The sequence below is a fragment of the Pseudomonas sp. HP_14 genome (assembly GCF_055283875.1).
Window position 1 is genome coordinate 110,304 of the sequence record NZ_JBTOQI010000003.1, and the last position, 19,742, is coordinate 130,045.

Annotated in this window: 14 protein-coding genes; 8 read left to right on the plus strand and 6 right to left on the minus strand. The window is 58.0% G+C overall.

Annotated features, from left to right (window positions below; genetic code table 11):
• Positions 1–261: 261 nt before the first annotated feature.
• From ACYASS_RS03690 to ACYASS_RS03700, 3 genes are all read right to left on the minus strand, one after another.
• Positions 262–1,827 (minus strand): methyl-accepting chemotaxis protein, encoded by a 1,566-nt coding sequence (locus tag ACYASS_RS03690; protein ID WP_243245878.1) that lies wholly within the window; start codon positions 1,825–1,827, stop codon positions 262–264.
• A gap of 104 nt (positions 1,828–1,931) precedes the next feature.
• Entirely contained in the window at positions 1,932–2,723 is a 792-nt protein-coding gene (locus ACYASS_RS03695) for a lysostaphin resistance A-like protein (protein ID WP_463585135.1), read from the minus strand.
• 200 nt (positions 2,724–2,923) lie between these two features.
• Positions 2,924–4,261, minus strand: coding sequence for an MFS transporter (locus tag ACYASS_RS03700; protein ID WP_162873873.1), 1,338 nt, complete (start codon positions 4,259–4,261; stop codon positions 2,924–2,926).
• A gap of 577 nt (positions 4,262–4,838) precedes the next feature.
• Here ACYASS_RS03700 and quiC point away from each other — a divergent pair.
• Both quiC and ACYASS_RS03710 read left to right on the plus strand, forming a co-directional pair.
• Positions 4,839–6,746: a 3-dehydroshikimate dehydratase QuiC gene (quiC, locus tag ACYASS_RS03705; RefSeq protein ID WP_463585136.1), complete on the plus strand. Its 1,908-nt coding sequence runs from the start codon at positions 4,839–4,841 to the stop codon at positions 6,744–6,746.
• Between the two features lie 94 nt (positions 6,747–6,840).
• The gene (locus ACYASS_RS03710) at positions 6,841–7,512 is read left to right on the plus strand and encodes a TetR/AcrR family transcriptional regulator (protein ID WP_122666328.1); all 672 of its coding nucleotides are present in this window, start codon (positions 6,841–6,843) and stop codon (positions 7,510–7,512) included.
• Between the two features lie 105 nt (positions 7,513–7,617).
• Here the strand turns inward: ACYASS_RS03710 and ACYASS_RS03715 are convergent, their stop codons facing one another.
• A complete protein-coding gene (locus tag ACYASS_RS03715) occupies positions 7,618–8,478 on the minus strand; it encodes a shikimate dehydrogenase (RefSeq protein ID WP_463585137.1) in 861 nt (286 codons plus the stop codon).
• A gap of 289 nt (positions 8,479–8,767) precedes the next feature.
• Positions 8,768–11,512: an aconitate hydratase AcnA gene (gene acnA / locus ACYASS_RS03720; protein ID WP_463585138.1), complete on the minus strand. Its 2,745-nt coding sequence runs from the start codon at positions 11,510–11,512 to the stop codon at positions 8,768–8,770.
• A gap of 218 nt (positions 11,513–11,730) precedes the next feature.
• Between acnA and rlmM the strand changes: the two genes are divergently transcribed.
• The gene (gene rlmM / locus ACYASS_RS03725) at positions 11,731–12,798 is read left to right on the plus strand and encodes a 23S rRNA (cytidine(2498)-2'-O)-methyltransferase RlmM (protein ID WP_463585139.1); all 1,068 of its coding nucleotides are present in this window, start codon (positions 11,731–11,733) and stop codon (positions 12,796–12,798) included.
• Between the two features lie 115 nt (positions 12,799–12,913).
• Here rlmM and ACYASS_RS03730 read toward each other — a convergent pair whose 3' ends face one another.
• The gene (locus ACYASS_RS03730; RefSeq protein WP_463585140.1) at positions 12,914–13,774 is read right to left on the minus strand and encodes a universal stress protein; all 861 of its coding nucleotides are present in this window, start codon (positions 13,772–13,774) and stop codon (positions 12,914–12,916) included.
• A gap of 156 nt (positions 13,775–13,930) precedes the next feature.
• On the opposite strand from ACYASS_RS03730, the gene ACYASS_RS03735 reads away from it, so the two are divergent.
• The 5 genes from ACYASS_RS03735 (at position 13,931) to ACYASS_RS03755 (ending at position 19,730) form a co-directional block, all read left to right on the plus strand.
• A complete protein-coding gene (locus ACYASS_RS03735) occupies positions 13,931–14,542 on the plus strand; it encodes a MiaE family protein (RefSeq protein WP_463585141.1) in 612 nt (203 codons plus the stop codon).
• Between the two features lie 403 nt (positions 14,543–14,945).
• Positions 14,946–15,434 carry a MarR family winged helix-turn-helix transcriptional regulator gene (locus ACYASS_RS03740; protein ID WP_463585142.1) on the plus strand — a complete coding sequence of 163 codons (489 nt, stop codon included), beginning with the start codon at positions 14,946–14,948 and terminating at the stop codon, positions 15,432–15,434.
• Entirely contained in the window at positions 15,431–16,906 is a 1,476-nt protein-coding gene (locus ACYASS_RS03745) for an efflux transporter outer membrane subunit (RefSeq protein WP_463585143.1), read from the plus strand. The genes ACYASS_RS03740 and ACYASS_RS03745 overlap by 4 nt, the downstream gene beginning before the upstream one ends.
• A 5-nt stretch (positions 16,907–16,911) precedes the next feature.
• Positions 16,912–18,126 (plus strand): HlyD family secretion protein, encoded by a 1,215-nt coding sequence (locus tag ACYASS_RS03750; protein ID WP_463585144.1) that lies wholly within the window; start codon positions 16,912–16,914, stop codon positions 18,124–18,126.
• A 65-nt stretch (positions 18,127–18,191) separates the two neighbouring features.
• Positions 18,192–19,730 carry a DHA2 family efflux MFS transporter permease subunit gene (locus ACYASS_RS03755; protein ID WP_463585145.1) on the plus strand — a complete coding sequence of 513 codons (1,539 nt, stop codon included), beginning with the start codon at positions 18,192–18,194 and terminating at the stop codon, positions 19,728–19,730.
• The last annotated feature ends 12 nt before the right edge of the window (positions 19,731–19,742 follow it).

The window sequence follows — 19,742 nt, forward strand, 5'->3', positions numbered from 1 at the left end:
AGTCCGCCCCTGAAAATATCCACTTGTGCAGTAGTTATTTATGTGAGGTGATCTCTGAAAATCAACTAATCGGAACCCGTTCAATCTGTCAACGCTTCGCACACTAAAAAGCAACCAGGCACACCCTGTCTAATTACTTTCAGAAGTTGCCTACAATCTACTTCATTAACTGTGTAGTCCTAGGGGGCGCTTTACGCTTCAATAGCCAATAAAAAAACCCCGGCAGAAAATGTCTGACGGGGTTTCGATTTCGCGGGACAATCAGCGGTTAAAACGCTCCACCAGCGAGTACTGCGAGTTGGCCGTATCGGTCAGTTCGCCACTCAGCACAGCCGAGCGTTGTGCTTCGTCGGAGGTCTGGTCGGCGAGATCGGCGATGGTGGCGATGTTGCGGCTGATCTCTTCGGCGACCGAACTTTGTTCATCGGTAGCGGCGGCTATCTGAGTCGCCATGTCGGTGATGTTGGCGACCGCTTCGCTGATGCCGATCAATGCCTGGTCGGCCTCCAGCACTTTGGCGACGCCTTCTTCCGCCTGACGGTGGCCGCTGTTCATTGTTTGTACGGCGGCGTTGGCAGTGCTCTGCAGTTTGGCGATCAGGCTGTGGATCTGTCCGGTGGATTCTGTGGTGCGTTGTGCCAGCTGACGAACCTCATCCGCAACCACGGCAAAGCCCCGGCCCATTTCCCCGGCACGCGCCGCTTCGATGGCGGCGTTGAGGGCGAGCAGGTTGGTCTGGTCTGCAATGCCTTTGATCACGTCCACCACGCCGCCGATTTCATCGCTGTCGTGGGCCAGTTGAGTCACCGTCAGGCCAGTTTCGCCAACGGCTTTCGACAGCCGTTGAATGGCTTCGCGGGTTTCCCCGGCGATATCGCGGCCGCGACGGGTCAACTGGTTGGCTTGCTGAGTCGCGTCAGCGGTGCGCTGCACGTGGCTGGCGACTTGCAGCGTGGTGGCGGCCATCTGGTTGATAGCCGTGGCGACTTGCTCGGTCTCGACACGCTGACGCTCCAGGCCGCTGGAGCTGGCGTTGGCCAGACTATTGGACTGACGAGCCTGACCGGTGAGTTGCTCTGCCGTGTCCTGCAAGCGGGTCAGGCAAGTTTTTAAACGGGCTTCCTGGCTGAGGATCGACATTTCCAGGCGTGCTTGTGGGCCGCGGCTGTCGGTGTACATCTGCGCGATCAACGGGTCGGAAGTGGTCTGTTCCGCCAGGCGCAGCAAGCGTTTGATGCCACGTTGCTGCCACGACAGGCCCAACAGCCCCAGCGGCACCGACAAACCTGCGGCCAGCGCAAAGCCCCAACTGGTGTTCAGCCATACGCCGATAAGAAAGCTCAGTTGGCTGACCAGAATGAACGGCAGCCAATCCTGCAACACAGGTAGCCACTTGTCGCGGCTCGGGATAGCTGATTTGCCATTGTTCAGGCGGTTGTACAGCGCCTCGGCGCGCTTGATTTGCTCAGCGGTCGGTTTGACCCGTACGGATTCGAAACCCACTACTTTCTGGTTTTCGAACATCGGCGTCACATAGGCGTTTACCCAGTAGTGATCGCCGTTTTTGCTACGATTTTTAACGATGCCCATCCACGGCAGGCCTTGCTTGAGCGTGGTCCACATATGCTCGAAAACCGCTGGCGGCACGTCGGGGTGGCGAACGGTATTGTGTGGGGCGTTGAGCAGTTCTTCCCGGGAGTAACCACTGATTTCGACGAAGGCGTCGTTGCAGTAAGTGATCACGCCACGGGCGTCGGTGGTGGAAATCAAACGCTGTTGTGCAGGAAATGTCCGTTCGCGTTGAGTGATGGGCTGGTTATTACGCATGAGCTGTCCGATCCGCTGGGGCTTTGTGACGTTATCGACAAAAATACTCATTTATTGAGCAAATTTGCGAAATGACCGGCAAGTCATTGACGCCAGTCATTGGCTTAGCGGTCGAACATCGGGTACGTGAAAAGGCTGAAGTGCACCAGATTGAGGCCGAAATGGGTGACCACTGCTGCCTGTAAACCGCCGAAACGGTAGGCAAGACCGTAGCCTATACCGGCGATTCCCGCGAGGAGCGCCCATTGCCATCCGCCGCCGAGATGAGCCAGCCCGAACAACAGAGACGCTACGCAGAGTGCCAGCGTCGGTGCATGGGGCAGGCGATGCAAAATGCGCTGCAGGCCGCCTTGGAGATAGGCGCGAAAGAATAGCTCTTCAGTCAGCGTGACCAGCAACAGGTTGTTCAGCAGCCATAGCCAGCCTTGCGCTGGCCATTTGGCCGACCAACCGGTAACGCCCAGTGAAACAGCCAGTGTCATGCACACAACACAGGTGCCGAGCAGTGTCAGCACTGCAGTTTTTAATGCTCGCCTTGCAGGGATCGCCGGTAACAGCCACGGGCAGACCAACACGATCCAGAAGCCGATCAGCGGTTTATCCAGATTGAGGTACATCGAAAATGGCGCGGCTTCGGGGGAGAAGCGCTGTGCACCGATGACCCGTTCACTGAAGAATCCGGGTAACCAGTGCGTAGCCAGCGCGAGCGCGAGGATGATGAACAACCCGTGACCGAGGCAGATCACCGGTCGCTGGTTGAATTGCGTCACGCACGCGCCCGCCATTACCAGCAGGCCAAACGTCACCGCTGCTGGCAGGCTGAGGTAGCCAAAGCTCAGGGCAATGCAGTAACCGAGGGTGAGTAAGGTCAGGCTGGTCCAGCGTATCGCCGGCATGATTGCTCCTGGAGTCCGTTCGCGCGTAGCTTCTTGCCGCTGAAACAGACTGTTCCAGGCGGGCGCCAAGCTTCACTGATCGGGCAGGAGAATTTCCAGCTCTTTTGTAAGTTTTGTCTGAGGGAAAGTTTTGTCGGATGTTTCCACGGGACAAAAAAGGCCGCTTGCGAGGAAGCGGCCTTTCGGGGACGCGGGACGATTCAGTCCTTGAGTGATTCGACTTTGCGCGGTGCCATGAAGTACATCCAGGTCAGGGCAATGAAGTACATCGCCGGGATCATCGTGAACAACACGCTGTAATTGTTATTGGTTGCAGTCAATACCGCACCGACGATCTGGGTCATGAACATCCCGCCGATCGCTGCACACATGCCGCCGAAGCCAAACACGGTGCTCATCAGATGCTTGGGGGTGTAGTCCATCACCAGGCTCCAGATGTTTGCGGTCCAGGCCTGATGCGCGCCGACCGCAAGGGAGATCGCCAGCACCGCTACCCAGAGTCCGCTGGCGTTGGCGGCAAATACCACGCTGCAGATCGTGATTGCGAAGAGCAGCATCGACAGCAATCTTGCGGTAGTGGCGCGCATGCCTCGGCCAATCAGCCAGGACGAGAGAATACCGCCGCCGATGCTGCCGAAGTCAGCGGTCAGCCATATCAGGATCAACGGGATGCCCATCTGGGTCACGCTGATGCCCAGGTTGTATTGCTGATTGAGAAACGGCGGTAACCAGTACAGGTAGAACCAGAACACCGGCGCGGTTAGCGAGTAGGCAATGGCGAAAGCCCAGGTGCCACGCATTTTAAGAATATGCGAGAACGGCACTTTTACCGGCTCCGGCTCCGGATTCTGGTTGATGTAGTCCAGTTCGGTCTGGCTGACGCTTGGGTGTTCTTCAGGGTTGTAGTACTTCAACCGCCAGGTCACGACCCAGACCAGACCGAGCAGACCCATGCTGACGAACGCGGCTTGCCAGCCCCAGATGGTCAGAATAAACGGCAGCAGTGCCGGTGTGAGCATCGCTCCCACGTTGGTCCCGGCATTGAAGATGCCGGTGGCGATGGCGCGTTCACCGGCAGGGAACCACAGCCGCGTTGTTTTCACGCAGGCCGGGTAGTTGGCCGCTTCGGTCAGGCCGAGAATGAACCGGCAGATCATAAAGCCGGTGGCAGAGGTCGCCAGGCCGTGGGCGCCGGTAGCAACGCTCCAGAGCAAGACGGCGAGGAAGAACGCACGCTTCACGCCGACCCGGTCAATAAACCGTCCTTGCAGCAGGAAGCCAGCCGCGTACCCGACCTGGAACCAGAAGTTGATGTTGGCGTAATCCATCGCGGTCCAGCCCATTTCCTTGGCCAGGATGGGCTGCATGACGCCGAGAGCGGCGCGATCGATGTAGTTCAGGGTGGTGGCAAAAAATACCAGCGCGAGCATGCCCCAGCGAACTTTACCGACGGCCATGGCGCCGCGGATTTTTTCGCCCATGCTGGCATGCGGATGAACGACGTTAGCCGTCTTGGCAGCAGAGTGTGTGTGAATCATGGTTAAGCCGTCCGTTCCAGGACTCAGGGGTAAACCCCGAATCAAGCTGTAAAAGCGTCTCGAATCGTGGCCATCAGGGGCCGCAGTGCGCTAAAGCGACAGGCAAGCCGCAGGAGCCGATTTCGTGGGCGCTGGATTTTAATCAGGCTGAGGCCGATCCGATACGCGTTTCTAGCAATACCGCTGATAGAAGGGCGTTCATCGGCACACGACTCCGGGCGCAGGAACCACCAGGGCTTGGACGGAGGAGGGGGAAAACAGTATATGAAGGCATGTGCATGACCCTGTTTTTGAAATTGTTATGGTGTGCTTGCAAGGTTGTTATCAACTTCGGGCGGTTGTCCTTGTCCGACAAAGTGAAGCTGATGTTGCGCATGCCCGACTAAAGCGTCAATCAGACAAATCTGCTTTTGGGCGATTATCGAACGATAAACTAACTGTCTGGTACATTATGAATTGCGATGGCCGATGGCCGGGAGAATAATTCAGTTACCCAGAATCCGTGCAGTGCCGCCCGGGGGTACTGGGCAGCACCAGACATGCGATCCGCAGAGGTCGCACCTCACAGGAGTCAACCATGCAACGTTCGATTGCCACCGTTTCCTTGAGTGGAACCCTGCCGGAAAAACTCGAAGCCATCGCCGCTGCCGGCTTTGACGGTGTCGAGATTTTCGAAAACGACCTCCTTTACTACGACGGTAGCCCCCGCCATGTGCGGCAGATCTGCGCTGATCTGGGCATTGCCATTACTTTGTTTCAGCCGTTCCGTGACTTTGAAGGCTGCCGCCGCGATCGCTTGTCCCGCAACCTTGACCGCGCCGAGCGCAAGTTTGATTTGATGCAGGAACTGGGCACTGACCTGGTGTTGGTCTGCAGCAATGCCGCCGCCGATTCGGTGGGCGATGAAAGTATTCTCCGTGACGATCTGGCGATGCTGGCCGAGCGTGCTGGAGCCCGTCAGTTGCGGGTGGGTTACGAGGCGCTTGCGTGGGGCCGTCATGTGAATACCTGGGAGCAGGTCTGGAATCTGGTCAGGCAGGTTGATCACCCGGCATTGGGCGTTCTGCTCGACAGCTTTCATACCTTGTCGCTCAAGGGCGACCCGAGTGCCATTGCACAGATTCCCGGCGACAAGATCTTCTTCGTGCAAATGGCCGACGCACCTATTCTGGCTATGGATGTCATGGAGTGGAGCCGTCACTTCCGGTGCTTCCCGGGCCAGGGCGAGTTCGATCTGCCAGGCTTCCTTGCGCCGATTCTGAAGAGCGGCTACACCGGGCCGCTGTCTCTGGAAATCTTCAACGACGGGTTCCGTGCCGCACCACCTCGCGCGAATGCGGCCGATGGCCTGCGCTCCTTGCTGTATCTGGAGGAGAAAACCCGCCTGCTGCTGGAAGAACAGAATCAGCCGGTAGCCAAAGACCTGCTGTTCAGCCCGCCGCCTGCGAGTACTTACAATGGCGTCGAGTTTCTTGAGTTTGCGGTGGACGATGCGCAAGGCGCACGTCTGGCCAGTTGGCTGGGTAATCTCGGTTTTGCGAAACTCGGTCAGCACCGCTCCAAGGCCGTCAGCCTGATGGGGCAGGGCGATATCAAGATTGTGCTCAACGCTGAGCCCTATTCGTTTGCTCACAGTTTCTTTGAGGCCCATGGCCCGTCGTTGTGCGCAACTGCATTGCGGGTCGAGAACGGCTCGGCAGCGCTGGAGCGTGCCCAGGCGTTCAAAGGTCAGCCGTATCGCGGTCTGGTGGGGCCTAATGAGCGGGAAGTGCCGTCGGTACGTGCTCCGGACGGCAGTCTGATTTACCTGGTCGAGCCTGCTGTGCCGGGTGAGTCGATCTACGACATCGACTTCGTCGTTAACCCGAACGCCCAGGCCGGTGGCGGCTTGCAGCGTATCGATCACATGGCCATGGCGTTGCCTGCCGACAGCCTCGACAGCTGGGTGTTGTTCTATAAAAGCCTGCTGGATTTCGAAGCCGACGACGAAGTGGTGCTGCCCGACCCTTATGGTCTGGTGAAAAGCCGCGCGCTGCGCAGTCGCTGCAGCACTGTGCGGTTGCCGCTGAATATCTCGGAAAACCGCAACACCGCGATCTCCCACGCGTTGTCCAGTTACCGAGGCTCAGGCGTACACCACATTGCTTTTGCCTGCGAGGATATCTTCGCCGAAGTCAGCCGGGCTAAAGAGGCTGGCTTGAAGCTGCTGGACATCCCGCTCAATTACTACGACGATCTGGCCGCGCGCTTTGATTTCGATGACGAATTCCTCAGCGAACTGGCTTACTACAATGTGCTCTATGACCGCGACGCCAATGGTGGCGAGCTGTTTCACGTGTATACCGAGCCGTTCGACGATCGCTTCTTCTTCGAGATCCTGCAACGCAAGAATGGCTATGTGGGTTACGGCGCCGCCAACGTTGCAGTACGTCTGGCCGCCATGGCCAAGACACGCAGCGGGGCCGCTCGTCAGGCCCGGCTTTGATCCATGTAGCGCAGTCATCTTGAGCTTCGAGGGCGGAACCAGGACTATGTGGAAACATAGCCCCGCCCCGATCTGACCGTGGTTACCGACCTGAATGAAAACTATCGACGACACCCCTGTGATTTCACCTTCGCGGGTATCACTGACGGGGCGCAAGAATAATCCGGAAAAAACCCGGGATGACATCCTGCAGGCGGCCATCGCCGAATTTGTCGCGCAGGGGTTGTCGGGGGCGCGGGTCGACGCCATCGCAGAGCGCACCAAAACGTCCAAGCGAATGATCTACTACTACTTCAACAGTAAGGAGCAGTTATACGCCGAGGTTCTGGAGAAACTTTATGGGGATATTCGGCGCACTGAAAGCGGGCTCAATCTGGATGCACTGGAGCCGATGCAGGCCATCGAACGACTGGTGGAATTCACGTTTGATCACCACGACCGCAACGTCGACTTTGTGCGGATCGTCTGCATCGAGAACATCCATAACGGCGAGAACGTCAAACAGTCACCGACGATTCGCGAGCTAAGCCAGAACATTGTCAGCATCCTCGATAAAATCCTGCGCCGCGGGGAACACGAGGGCGTGTTTCGCCAAGGCGTGAACGCCATCGACCTGCATCTGATGATCAGCTCGTTCTGCTTTTACCGGATTTCGAACCGCCACACCTTTTCCGAGATATTTCAGATCGAACTGGTCAACGACGAGATCAAACAGCGCCACAAGGCCATGCTATGCGACTCGGTGAGTCGATACCTGCGGCCTTGAATCGCCTAGTGCACCGAATCCTGTAGGAGCTGCCGAAGGCTGCGAAAGCATTACCTGTTACGCCGCCATTCGCAGCCTGCGGCAGCTCCTACAAGTGTGTCGCTCTTAATCACCCATACCTGCGAAGTGCTCCTGCATGCGCCCGGCATCCGCAGTCTGACCGCTGAACAGCTCAAACGCCTTGACCGCCTGAAACACCGCCATGGTGCCGCCATCCAGCGTGCGGCAGCCCAGAGCGCGTGCGTGCCTGAGCAGTTCGGTTTCCAGCGGGAAATAAATGATTTCTGCGACCCACAGGTCGTTGTGCAGCAGTTCGGGTGGCAACGGTGTGCCGGGCAGTTTGGTCATGCCGACCGGGGTGGTGTTGACCAGGCCGTCAGCTGCGGCCATGGCTTCGCGCAAATCCCGCCCGACCAGCGCCCGATTCTCCCCGAAGTGGCTGTTCAGGTTGTCCACCAAACCCTGTGCTCGCGCCGGGTCCACTTCAAAAATACTCAGTTGCTCGACACCTTCAGCCAGCAAGGCATGAGCCACCGCCGCGCCAGCACCGCCAGCGCCCATCTGCACCACGCGCCTGCGGCGCACGTCATCGAGCCCGCGGCGGAAACCTTCGGCAAAACCCAGGCAGTCGGTGTTATGGCCGATGCGTTGACCGTCCTTGAACAGCACCGTGTTCACCGCGCCGATGCCTCTGGCTTCAGGCGACAGATCATCCAGTAACGGGATCACCGCTTGCTTGCAGGGGAAGGTGATATTCAGACCGGTATAGCCCATGCGTTGAGCGCTGGTGAGCAGGTCGGGCAGGGCCGTGATGTCCAGTTTGAGGGCATCAAGGTCGAGCAGTCGATACAGATAGCGAATGCCTTGGGCATCACCTTCATGTTCGTGCAGTGCGGGGGTGCGAGAAGCCTGGATACCGGAGCCGATAAGGCCCGCGAGGATGGACGGTTTGCGGTTTACAGTCATGGCGATCGGCTCTTATTAGATGCCGCATCCCGGGATCGAAGGATGCGGTTTCAGCAAAATGTACCAGATGGTTAATTTTGCGGAAGAGCCAGGATGAAGGCAAGGCGATAAATCTGTTCGTTTATCGCCCTTGTTGATGAACCAGAACCTGAATTGGAATGAGATCCTGTGGGAGCCGAGCTTGCTCGCGATGCAGGAGACACAGCTAGAAGACATACCGCGTTATCGCTTATCGCAGGCAAGCACTGCTCCCACAGGATTGGGTCCTGTCAGTAGGTCACTGAGCTACTCAAGAAGCAATCAGCTGCCGCAACACATAATGCAGAATCCCGCCCGCCTTGAAGTACTCAACCTCATTCAGGGTGTCGATGCGGCACAGCACATCGAGGACTTCCTGAGTGCCATCTTCGCGAGTGATACGCAGCGTGAGGTTCATGCCTGGCTGCAGGTTGGCTTGGGTCAGGCCACTGATATCCAGCGTCTCCTTACCGGTCAGGTTCAGCGTCTTGCGGCTCTGGCCATTCTTGAACTGCAGCGGCAGTACGCCCATGCCCACCAGGTTGGAGCGGTGAATACGCTCGAAGCTTTCAGCGATAACCGCTTTCACGCCCAGTAGATTGGTGCCTTTCGCTGCCCAGTCACGGCTTGAGCCGGTTCCATACTCCTGCCCGGCAATGACCACCAACGGCGTTTTTTCAGCCTGATAACGCATGGCTGCATCGTAGATCGACAGCTTCTCGTCGGTGGGCACGTGCAGGGTATAGCCGCCTTCCTCACCGCCGAGCATCTCGTTGCGGATACGAATATTGGCGAAGGTGCCACGCATCATCACTTCATGGTTGCCACGACGTGAGCCGTAGGAGTTGAAATCCCGAGGATCGACACCTTGTTGGCGCAGATAACGGCCTGCCGGGCTGTCGGTTTTGATATTGCCCGCCGGGGAAATATGGTCGGTGGTCACCGAGTCGCCGAGCATGGCCAGCACCCGTGCACTGTGGATGTCTTCGATGACCGGCAGCGGACCGGCGATGTCTTCGAAAAAGGGCGGATGCTGGATGTAAGTGGAGTCGTCCTGCCAGACATACGTCGCGGCTTGCGGCACTTCGATGGCCTGCCATTGCTCGTCACCGGCAAATACCTCGGCGTACTCCTTGTGGAACATCCCGGTATTGACCTGCTCAACGGCTTCGGCGATTTCCTTTTGGCTCGGCCAGATATCGCGCAGATACACCGGCTGCCCGTCTTTGCCTTCGCCCAGTGATTCGCTGCTGATGTCGACGCGCACGCTGCCTGCCAGGGCATAGGCTACGACCAGCGGCGGCGAGGCCAGCCAGTTGGTCTTGACCAAGGGATGTACGCGGCCTTCGAAATTACGGTTGCCGGACAGAACCGAAGCCACTGTCAGGTCCGATTGCTGGATGGCTTTTTCAATCGGCTCGGGCAGCGGCCCGGAGTTGCCGATGCAGGTGGTGCAGCCGTAGCCCACCAGATCAAAGCCCAATGCGTCGAGGTATTGAGTCAGCCCCGCAGCCTTGTAGTAATCGGTCACCACTTTGGAGCCGGGAGCCAGAGAGGTTTTTACCCACGGCTTGGTGGTCAGGCCTTTTTCCACGGCTTTTTTGGCCACTAACCCCGCCGCCATCATCACGCTGGGGTTGGAGGTGTTGGTGCAGGAGGTGATAGCCGCGATCACGACCGCGCCGTTTTTCAGGCGATACGTGCGACCTTCGTATTCATAGTCAGCCTCACCGGTCACCTGGTCGGCGTTACCGACTGCGACGCCACCACCGCCTTCACTTTCCAGACGACCTTCATCTTTTTGCGTCGGTTTGAATTGCAGTCCGAGGAAGTCGCTGAACGCTTGGGCGACATTGGGCAGGGCGACACGATCCTGAGGCCGTTTAGGCCCGGCGAGACTCGCCTCGACAGTGCCCATGTCGAGTTCCAGGCTATCAGTGAACACCGGTTCCTGACCTTGCAGCCGCCACAGGCCCTGCGCTTTGCAATAGGCTTCGACCAGCTTCACCGTCTGCTCAGGTCTGCCGGACAGGCGCAGGTACTCTAGCGTGACCTCGTCAACCGGGAAGAAACCGCAGGTGGCGCCGTATTCCGGTGCCATATTCGCGATAGTTGCCCGATCCGCCAGCGGCAGCTGTGCCAGACCGTCCCCGTAAAACTCGACGAATTTGCCGACCACACCTTTCTTACGCAGCATTTGCGTGACGGTCAGTACCAGGTCGGTAGCGGTGATGCCTTCCTTGAGCTTGCCGTTGAGTTTGAAACCGATCACTTCCGGGATCAGCATTGAGACGGGCTGACCGAGCATCGCTGCTTCCGCTTCGATACCGCCCACGCCCCAGCCCAATACGCCGAGGCCATTGATCATGGTGGTGTGCGAATCGGTGCCCACCAGTGTGTCCGGGAACGCATACGTGCGGCCGTCCTCGTCCTTGGTCCAGACCGTGCGGCCGAGGTACTCGAGATTCACTTGATGGCAGATCCCGGTGCCAGGCGGCACTACGCTGAAATTGTCGAAGGCGCTCTGGCCCCAGCGCAGGAAGGCATAACGTTCGCCGTTACGCTCCATTTCGATGTCGACGTTTTGCGAAAAAGAATCGGCATCGCCGAATTTGTCGACCATCACCGAGTGGTCAATGACCAGATCCACTGGCGATAGCGGATTGATCCGCTGCGGATCGCCACCCGCTTTGGCGACTGCAGCGCGCATGGCTGCCAGATCGACCACCGCCGGAACACCCGTGAAGTCCTGCATCAGCACCCGGGCAGGGCGGTACTGGATTTCGCGATCCGAGCGGCGCTCTCCCAGCCATGCAGCCAGCGACTTGAGATCGGTACCGGTGACGGTCTTGTTGTCCTCCCAGCGCAGCAGGTTTTCCAGTAACACCTTGAGAGACATCGGCAGCTTGTCCAGGTCGCCCAGGGTTTTGGCGGCCTCTGGCAGGCTGAAGTAGTGGTAGGTCTTGTTGTCGATTTCGAGCGTTTTAAGGCTGTTCAGGCTATCGAGGGAGGGCATGAAATAACTCCTTTGACGCGTCCGCACGGTACGGACTGGACGATTGAAATCCTTTGCAAGCTGGCGTCGCTTCAGTATTTGCGCCGCTTGTTATTGATGGCGTGTGTAGTACTGGACCAGCCAGTCGCTCCACTGGTTCCTGATTCAGCTATCATGCTCGCCTTTTGCGTCGCTGAGATTAACCCTCTCGTATAGGTCGACGTGTTCAGGAGCACCCCATGAACACCCTGTTTATGCACTGTCGCCCGGGCTTCGAAGGTGAAGTCTGTTCGGAAATTGCCGAGCATGCGGCGCGGCTCAATGTCTCAGGCTATGCCAAAGCCAAGCCGAATACGGCGTGCGCGGAATTCATCTGCACGGAAGATGACGGCGCCGAGCGATTGATGAACGGCCAACGCTTCTCGAAACTGATCTTCCCTCGTCAATGGGCCAGAGGTGTGTTTCTGGAGTTGCCGGAAACCGACCGTATCAGCGTGATCCTGTCACACATGGCCGATTTCGTGACGTGCGGCAGTTTGTGGCTGGAAGTGGTGGACACCAATGATGGCAAGGAACTGTCGACTTTTTGCCGCAAGTTCGAAGCCCCTTTACGCAAGGCGCTGACCCAGGCTGGCAAGCTGGTGGATGACCCGCGCAAGCCGCGTTTGCTGCTGACATTCAAGAGTGGTCGCGAGGTGTTTCTTGGCCTTGCAGACGCCGACAACTCGGCGATGTGGCCCATGGGCATTCCGCGCCTGAAGTTCCCCCGTGAAGCGCCAAGCCGTTCGACCCTCAAGCTGGAAGAGGCCTGGCATCATTTCATTCCGCGAGATCAGTGGGATGAGCGTCTGTCTGGGGATATGACCGGTGTCGATCTTGGCGCAGCACCGGGTGGCTGGACTTACCAGTTGGTGCGCCGTGGCATGCTAGTGACTGCAATCGATAACGGGCCAATGGCCGAAAGCCTGATGGACACCGGTCTGGTTCAGCACTTGATGGCCGACGGCTTCACTTACAAGCCGCGTCAGCCGGTGGACTGGATGGTTTGCGACATCGTCGAAAAGCCTGCGCGTAATGCCGCTTTGCTGGAAACCTGGCTGGGCGAAGGCTTGTGCCGCGAAGCTGTGGTCAACCTCAAGTTGCCGATGAAGCAGCGATACGCCGAAGTCAGCCGTCTGTTGCGACGTATTGAAGAAGGCTTCGAGGCACGCGGCATTCGTGTCGAAATCGGCTGCAAGCAGCTGTACCACGACCGCGAAGAAGTGACCTGTCATCTGCGTCGGCTGGATGGTAAGCGCAAGGGCTGATTATCTTGCCCCTGTAGGAGTGAGCTTGCTCGCGATAACTACCTGACAATCAAAAAAGCGTTGCCTGATCAGACGCTATCGCGAGCAAGCTCACTCCTACGGTGTATTCGGCAGGCTACACCAGCAGCTGTTCCAGATGCTTGATGATCTCCTCGGTTTTCAATACCAGCACATCGCTCTCCAGTGAATCGAGCACCACTTCGGCCGTGTTGCCGATCAGCGCCGCTGGAATGCCGGTGCGCGCCACGGTACCGATGATGGTCACTGCGGCATCCAGTTGCCGAGCTGTGAAAGGGATCAAAACATCCGCCGGCCCTTCGGCAATGTGCAGGTGCGCATCATCGATATCGAATTCGGTCTGGAATGCCTGACACTGCTCGCGATAGCGGGCTTCAATGCTTTCCTTGAGCTGAAATACCGGATCGGCTGCCGACAACATGGGGGAAGGGTGAGCCGCGATCACGTGCAAACGGCCCTTGGCCAGCGCGGCAATGTCATAGCCGTGATCGACGATGGAGTAGTGCAGGGCGCGGTGCTCGCCGTCATGATTACCCACATCAACAGCCGCCAGAATCACGCCTTCTGTCCATGGCCTGTCGGTTTTCACCATCAGAACCGGGCTCGGGCATAAACGCAGCAGCTTCCAGTCCTCAGGTGTGAGCAAGGCTTTTTTCAGTGGGTTGTCGGGGAAGTGCTGTTTTATCACCAGCCCGCAGCCTTCGGCCTGTTGCACCTGAATAATCGTGTGATGCAGGCTGCTGTCCCAGGTTTGTTCGGTGGTGGCTGAGAACCCTTCATCAAGCAGGCGCCGCTTTACCTCCGCGAGCACCGCCGTGTGAGGGTGTTTTTCCTTGTCGCAGATCAGCAAGTGCAGGTGTGCGCCAGTGATACCGGCTATCAGCCGCGCTCGCCTGAGCGCCAGGCTGTCTGGATGCTCGGGCTCTATGACCACCAGAATGCTGCGTATCGATTGCATGACGTTGTCTCCCGGATGCGTTATCCCTGATGCACTCCACAACTATAGTTGCACTGCTCGCGTTGTAGTCTTGATGCACGTCAGCTCATTTCTATCGCCGGACGCGGGTCGCCCTCGTATAATGCCCGGCCTTGTCGTTCGGCCTTCTGTGAGCCTATGTACCCGATTCCCGAAATTGAAGCCTTCCTGCTTTGCCGCACACCCGACAGCTGGGTTCAGGCTGCATTGCGTAATCTGGACATTTTGTTGATCGATCACGCGAACAACGAAAAGAAGGCGGCCGGGGCGGCGTTCCAGTTCATGTTCCAGTACAACGACAAGTTTGATCTGCTGAGCAAGATGTCGCGCCTGGCCCGCGAAGAGCTACGGCACTTCGAGCAAGTGCTGAGCATCATCCGCAAACGCGAAATCCCCATGGCCAACGTCAGTTCGGCGCGTTATGCCGGAGCGTTGCGAAAGCTCGTCCGTAATCACAACCCCTACAGACTGACCGATGCGTTGATCGTCGGCGCCATCGTCGAGGCCCGTTCCTGCGAGCGTTTTGCCTGTCTGGTACCGCACCTGGACGAAGAGCTGGGCAAGTTCTACGCCGGTTTATTGAAGTCCGAAGCGCGGCATTTCCAGGATTATCTGAAGCTGGCCTATACCTACGGCGACAAGGCTGATGTCGACGCCAAAATCGAAGAAATCCGCCTCGCCGAACGCGAGCTGATCGAAAGCCCGGACGAAGAATTCCGGTTTCACAGCGGTGTGCCTGCGTTCGGTTGAGGCCAGTTTCTCAGGCTGCCTCGAACCGGTAGGAGCGAACATGTTCGTGAAGCGCTGTGTCAGCCGATGATGTTTTTCAGCCTTATCCCCTCGCGAACAAGTTCGCTCCTACCGACTTAGCAACCTGCCTTCTCACCTCGGAAAAATCGATGATGTCCACCTTGTCGAACGCTGGCCTTCCTCAATCTGCACTGAACCGGTAGGAGCGAACTTGTTCGCGAAGCGGTGTGTCAGCGACTGATGTTTTTCAGTCATGACCCCCTCGCGAACAAGTTCGCTCCTACCGGTTCGCAAGCCTCTCGATTCGCAAACATAGTAAGCAAGCTAATAAAAGCTTGGCCATTTGCTGCCTAAGCAGTAATATCGCCCTATTCTCTGCCTAGGCAGCTAATTTGGTGGATTCATGAAACATTTCACTCCTGATAATCAGCAGTCGACGATCATGGGCATGCTGATCGGCCGCACCAATTCGCTGAAAGATCGCATCCTCGACAAGCAATTAGTGCCCTATGGCATCACTTTCTCGCAGTTCAAGGTGTTGATCATCGTCGCCCAGTTTCGCGCGGATACCCCCGCCGAATTGTGTCGGCACCTGTCGCTGGACAGCGGCTCGATGACTCGAATGCTAGACCGGCTTGAACAGAAACAATTGCTGGAGCGCACCCGTTCGGCCACTGACCGGCGTCAGGTTCAGCTCGTTCTGACAGAGCAGGGGCGAATCATCACCGACCAATTGCCGCAGATTGGCGCTGAAGCCATGAATGAATTGCTTGGCGTGCTGGATGCTGAAGAAGTGGCAAGTCTGGAGCGGATCCTCAGCAAGGTGCTGATTGACGCTAACGATCACATCGCCATCACCCGTCTGAGTTTCAAAGACCGAGGTGCAGAATGAGCCTTTCTGTGTCGCGGGCGCGTTATAGCCTGTTGCTGATCGCCCTGAGTGTTGCCGGTTGTGCCAACTACAGCGGCCTGACCACCCAAGGCAAAAGCCTTGATGCAAACAAGCTTCAAGCTGAGAGCAGCCTGCAAGGCATCAACCTTTCACCTGCAGCCTGGCCGAAACGTGACTGGTGGAAAAACCTCGGCGATCCGCAGCTTGATGGCTTGATCAACGAAGCCCTGCGCGACAGCCCGGACATGCAAGTCGCCAATGCGCGCACTCATCAAGCCATGGCGTCGGCCTACGCTGCCGATGCGGCACGTATGCCGACGGTCGACGCCGACGCCAGTGTCAGTCGCTCACGCCTGGCCCGGGATCAGGACCCGAGCGGCATGGGCGGGCGCTACAGCACTCTGCGCAGCCTGGCGGTGAACTTCAATTACAACTTTGATTTGTGGGGCGGCCAGCGTGCAGCCTGGGAAGCTGCATTGGGCCAGGCGCGTGCCGCTGAAGTCGATGAGCAAGCTGCACGTCTGACGTTGGCTGCCGATGTCGCCCGCGCCTACAGCGATGTGGGTCAGGCTTACATCGTTCATGATCTGGCGACTGAGGACCTCAAGCGCACGCAGCAATTGCTCAGTCTGGGCAATCAACGTCTGCAGTCCGGAATCGACAGTCAGTATCAATATCAGCAGACCGAAAGCCTGGAGGCCAACTCCCAAGAGGCGCTGATCGCCGCGGAGAAAAGCCTGCGCAGCGCGAAAATCGCCTTGGCAGTGTTACTCGGTAAAGGCCCGGATCGCGGTCAGGAAATCGCCCGTCCCAACGTACTCAAGCCTGCGGTCGTTGCCTTGCCGTCTTCATTGCCCGCCGAGTTGCTGGGACGTCGTCCGGACATCGTCGCGGCCCGCTGGCGTGTTGAAGCAGCGAGCAAGAATATCGTGGCAGGCAAGACCAATTTCTATCCGAACCTGAACCTCAGTGCCGCTGCCGGGGCAGAGTCATTGCTGGGTGACGCGATGTTTGGCTCTGCCAGTCGCTTCTTCAATGTTGCCCCAACCATTTCCCTGCCGTTGTTCGACGGCGGCCGTTTGCGCGCTGATCTGGACGCTCGCGATGCTGATTACGACCTTGCCGTGGCGCAGTACAACAAGAGCCTGATCCGTGCTTTGGGCGACGTCAGCGACAACATCGGTCAACTGCGTGCCATTGATGGCCAGATTCAGGCTCGTCAGCACGCCACGGACGTGGTCCAGCAATCATTCAATACCGTGACCCAGCGCTATGGCTCGGGGATCGGCAACTACCTGGACGTGCTGACTACAGAGCAGCAATTACTCCAGTCACAACGCCAACTGGCTGATCTCAACGCCGAACGAATCGATTTATCGATCCAGTTGATGCAAGCCCTGGGCGGTGGTTTCGAGGGCGAAAGTCCCACCGACGCCACTTCATCAACTGCTTCGCTGACTAACTCAAGGTAATCGTCATGGCCACTGCCGCTAGCGAAAACACCCCCGGGAACGCTCCGGAAAACAGTAAAAAAGACACCAATCCACGCAAGCGCAAGCTGCTCCTGTTCGGCTTGGCACTGGTCGTCATTCTCGGCGGGCTGGGCGTCTGGGCCTGGCATGAGCTGTATGGCCGCTGGAATGAAAACACCGACGACGCTTATGTGAATGGCAACGTCGTGGAAATCACTCCGCTGGTAGCCGGTACCGTCACCAGCATTGGCGCGGATGATGGTGATCTGGTTCGCGCCGGTCAGGTGTTGCTGCAATTCGACCCTGCTGATGCCGAAGTCGGTCTGCAAAGTGCCGAAGCCAATCTGGGTAAGACCGTGCGTCAAGTGCGTGGCCTGTACAGCAATGTCGACGGCATGAAAGCTCAACTGGCAGCCCAGCGCGCTGAAGTGAAGAAGGCTCAGGACAACTACACCCGACGCAAAAGCCTGGCAGCGGGCGGGGCGATTTCTCAGGAAGAACTCTCCCATGCCCATGACGATTTGATCAGTGCCCAAAGCGCCTTGAGCAATGTTCAACAGCAACTGGCCAGCAGCGTCGCGTTGGTGGACGACACCGAAGTGTCGTCACATCCGGATGTGAAAGCCGCCGCGGCGCAGTTGCGTCAGGCTTACCTGGCCAATGCGCGCAGCACGCTGATCGCACCCGTCACCGGTTACGTCGCCAAGCGCACCGTGCAACTGGGCCAACGCGTTCAGCCAGGCACGGCGTTGATGGCAGTGATCCCTCTGGATCAGCTGTGGATTGATGCCAACTTCAAGGAAACGCAACTGGGCAACATGCGTATTGGTCAGCCGGTGGAAATCGAGTCGGACCTTTACGGCAGTGATGTGAAGTACAGCGGCACGATTGACAGCCTGGGTGCCGGTACCGGCAGCGCCTTTGCGCTGTTGCCTGCGCAAAACGCCACGGGTAACTGGATCAAGATCGTCCAGCGCGTTCCCGTCCGCATCCACATCAACGCCGAGGAACTGGCGAAGCACCCGCTGCGCATCGGTCTGTCCACGACGGTTAACGTCGATCTGCACGATCAAAGCGGCCCGGTGTTGGCGCAACAGCCACCCAAGCAAGCCTCGTTCAGCACCAACGTTTATGAACAGCAACTGGCCGAGGCTGACGCCTTGATCAAACGTCTGATTCATGAAAACAGCGCACTGACCGGCAAGACTGCTCAGCGCTGATCCGCCAATCCGCATGCCCTGACCTGTGAAAGGTCAGGGCAGCGTCAAGTTTTCAGGGATTCGCGATGAGCGCCAACGCACCCGCATCATTTACGCCGCCCAGCCTGCTGCTGTGTACCATCGGCCTGTCGCTGGCGACCTTCATGCAGGTTCTCGATACGACTATTGCCAACGTCGCCTTGCCGACCATTTCCGGCAACCTGGGCGTCAGTTCGGAGCAGGGCACCTGGGTCATCACCTCGTTTGCGGTCAGTAACGCGATTGCCTTGCCATTGACCGGATGGCTAAGCCGCCGCTTTGGTGAAGTGAAGTTGTTCCTCTGGGCAACGATTCTGTTTGTTCTGGCGTCGTTCCTGTGCGGGATCTCCCAGTCAATGCCGGAGCTGGTGGGCTTTCGCGTGTTGCAGGGTGTGGTGGCGGGGCCGCTGTACCCGATGACGCAAACCTTGCTGATCGCCGTGTACCCTCCTGCGAAAAGGGGGATGGCACTGGCACTGCTGGCGATGGTGACAGTCGTCGCGCCGATCGCGGGGCCGATCCTCGGCGGCTGGATCACTGACAGCTACAGTTGGCCGTGGATCTTCTTCATCAATATTCCGATTGGCCTGTTCGCGGTGCTGGTCGTGCGCATGCAAATGGCCAAGCGCCCGGTCGTCACCAGTTACCAGCCCATGGACTATGTCGGGCTTATCACCCTGATCATCGGCGTGGGTGCGTTGCAGATCGTGCTCGACAAGGGCAACGACCTGGACTGGTTCGAGTCGAACTTCATTGTCATCGGTGCGCTGATTTCAGCCGTGGCGTTGTCGGTTTTCGTGATCTGGGAAATGACTGACAAACATCCGATCGTCAATCTGCGCTTGTTTGCCTTCCGTAACTTCCGCATCGGCACCATGGTTTTGGTCGGCGGTTATGCCGGGTTTTTCGGGATCAACCTGCTGCTGCCGCAGTGGTTGCAGACGCAAATGGGCTATACCGCGACGTGGGCCGGGCTGGCCGTGGCACCCATCGGTATCTTGCCGGTATTGATGTCGCCGTTTGTCGGCAAGTACGCGCACAAATTCGACCTACGCTTGTTGGCCGGGCTGGCATTTCTGGCGATTGGCACCAGTTGCTTCATGCGGGCGGGCTTCACCAACGAAGTGGACTTTGAACACATCGCGCTGGTGCAGTTGTTCATGGGGGCGGGCGTTGCGTTGTTCTTCATGCCGACCCTGAGCATCCTGCTGTCGGACTTGCCGCCCAATCAGATTGCTGACGGCTCTGGTTTGGCGACATTCCTGCGCACGCTGGGCGGTAGCTTCGCTGCATCGCTGACCACGTGGATCTGGATCCGCCGCGCCGATCAGCATCATGCTTATTTGAGTGAAAACATCAGCACTTACGAACCTGCTACCCGGGATGCGCTGAATGCACTGGGTGGTGCGAGTCCTTCGGCTTATGCGCAACTGGAGCAGACCCTCAACAGCCAGGCTTACATGATGTCGACGGTGGATTACTTTTATCTGCTGGGCTGGGTGTTCATGGGTCTGATTCTGCTGGTCTGGCTGGCCAAACCGCCATTTACCGCCAAGGCCGGGCCTGCGGCTGGCGGCGGGCATTGATGCGGTTTTGAG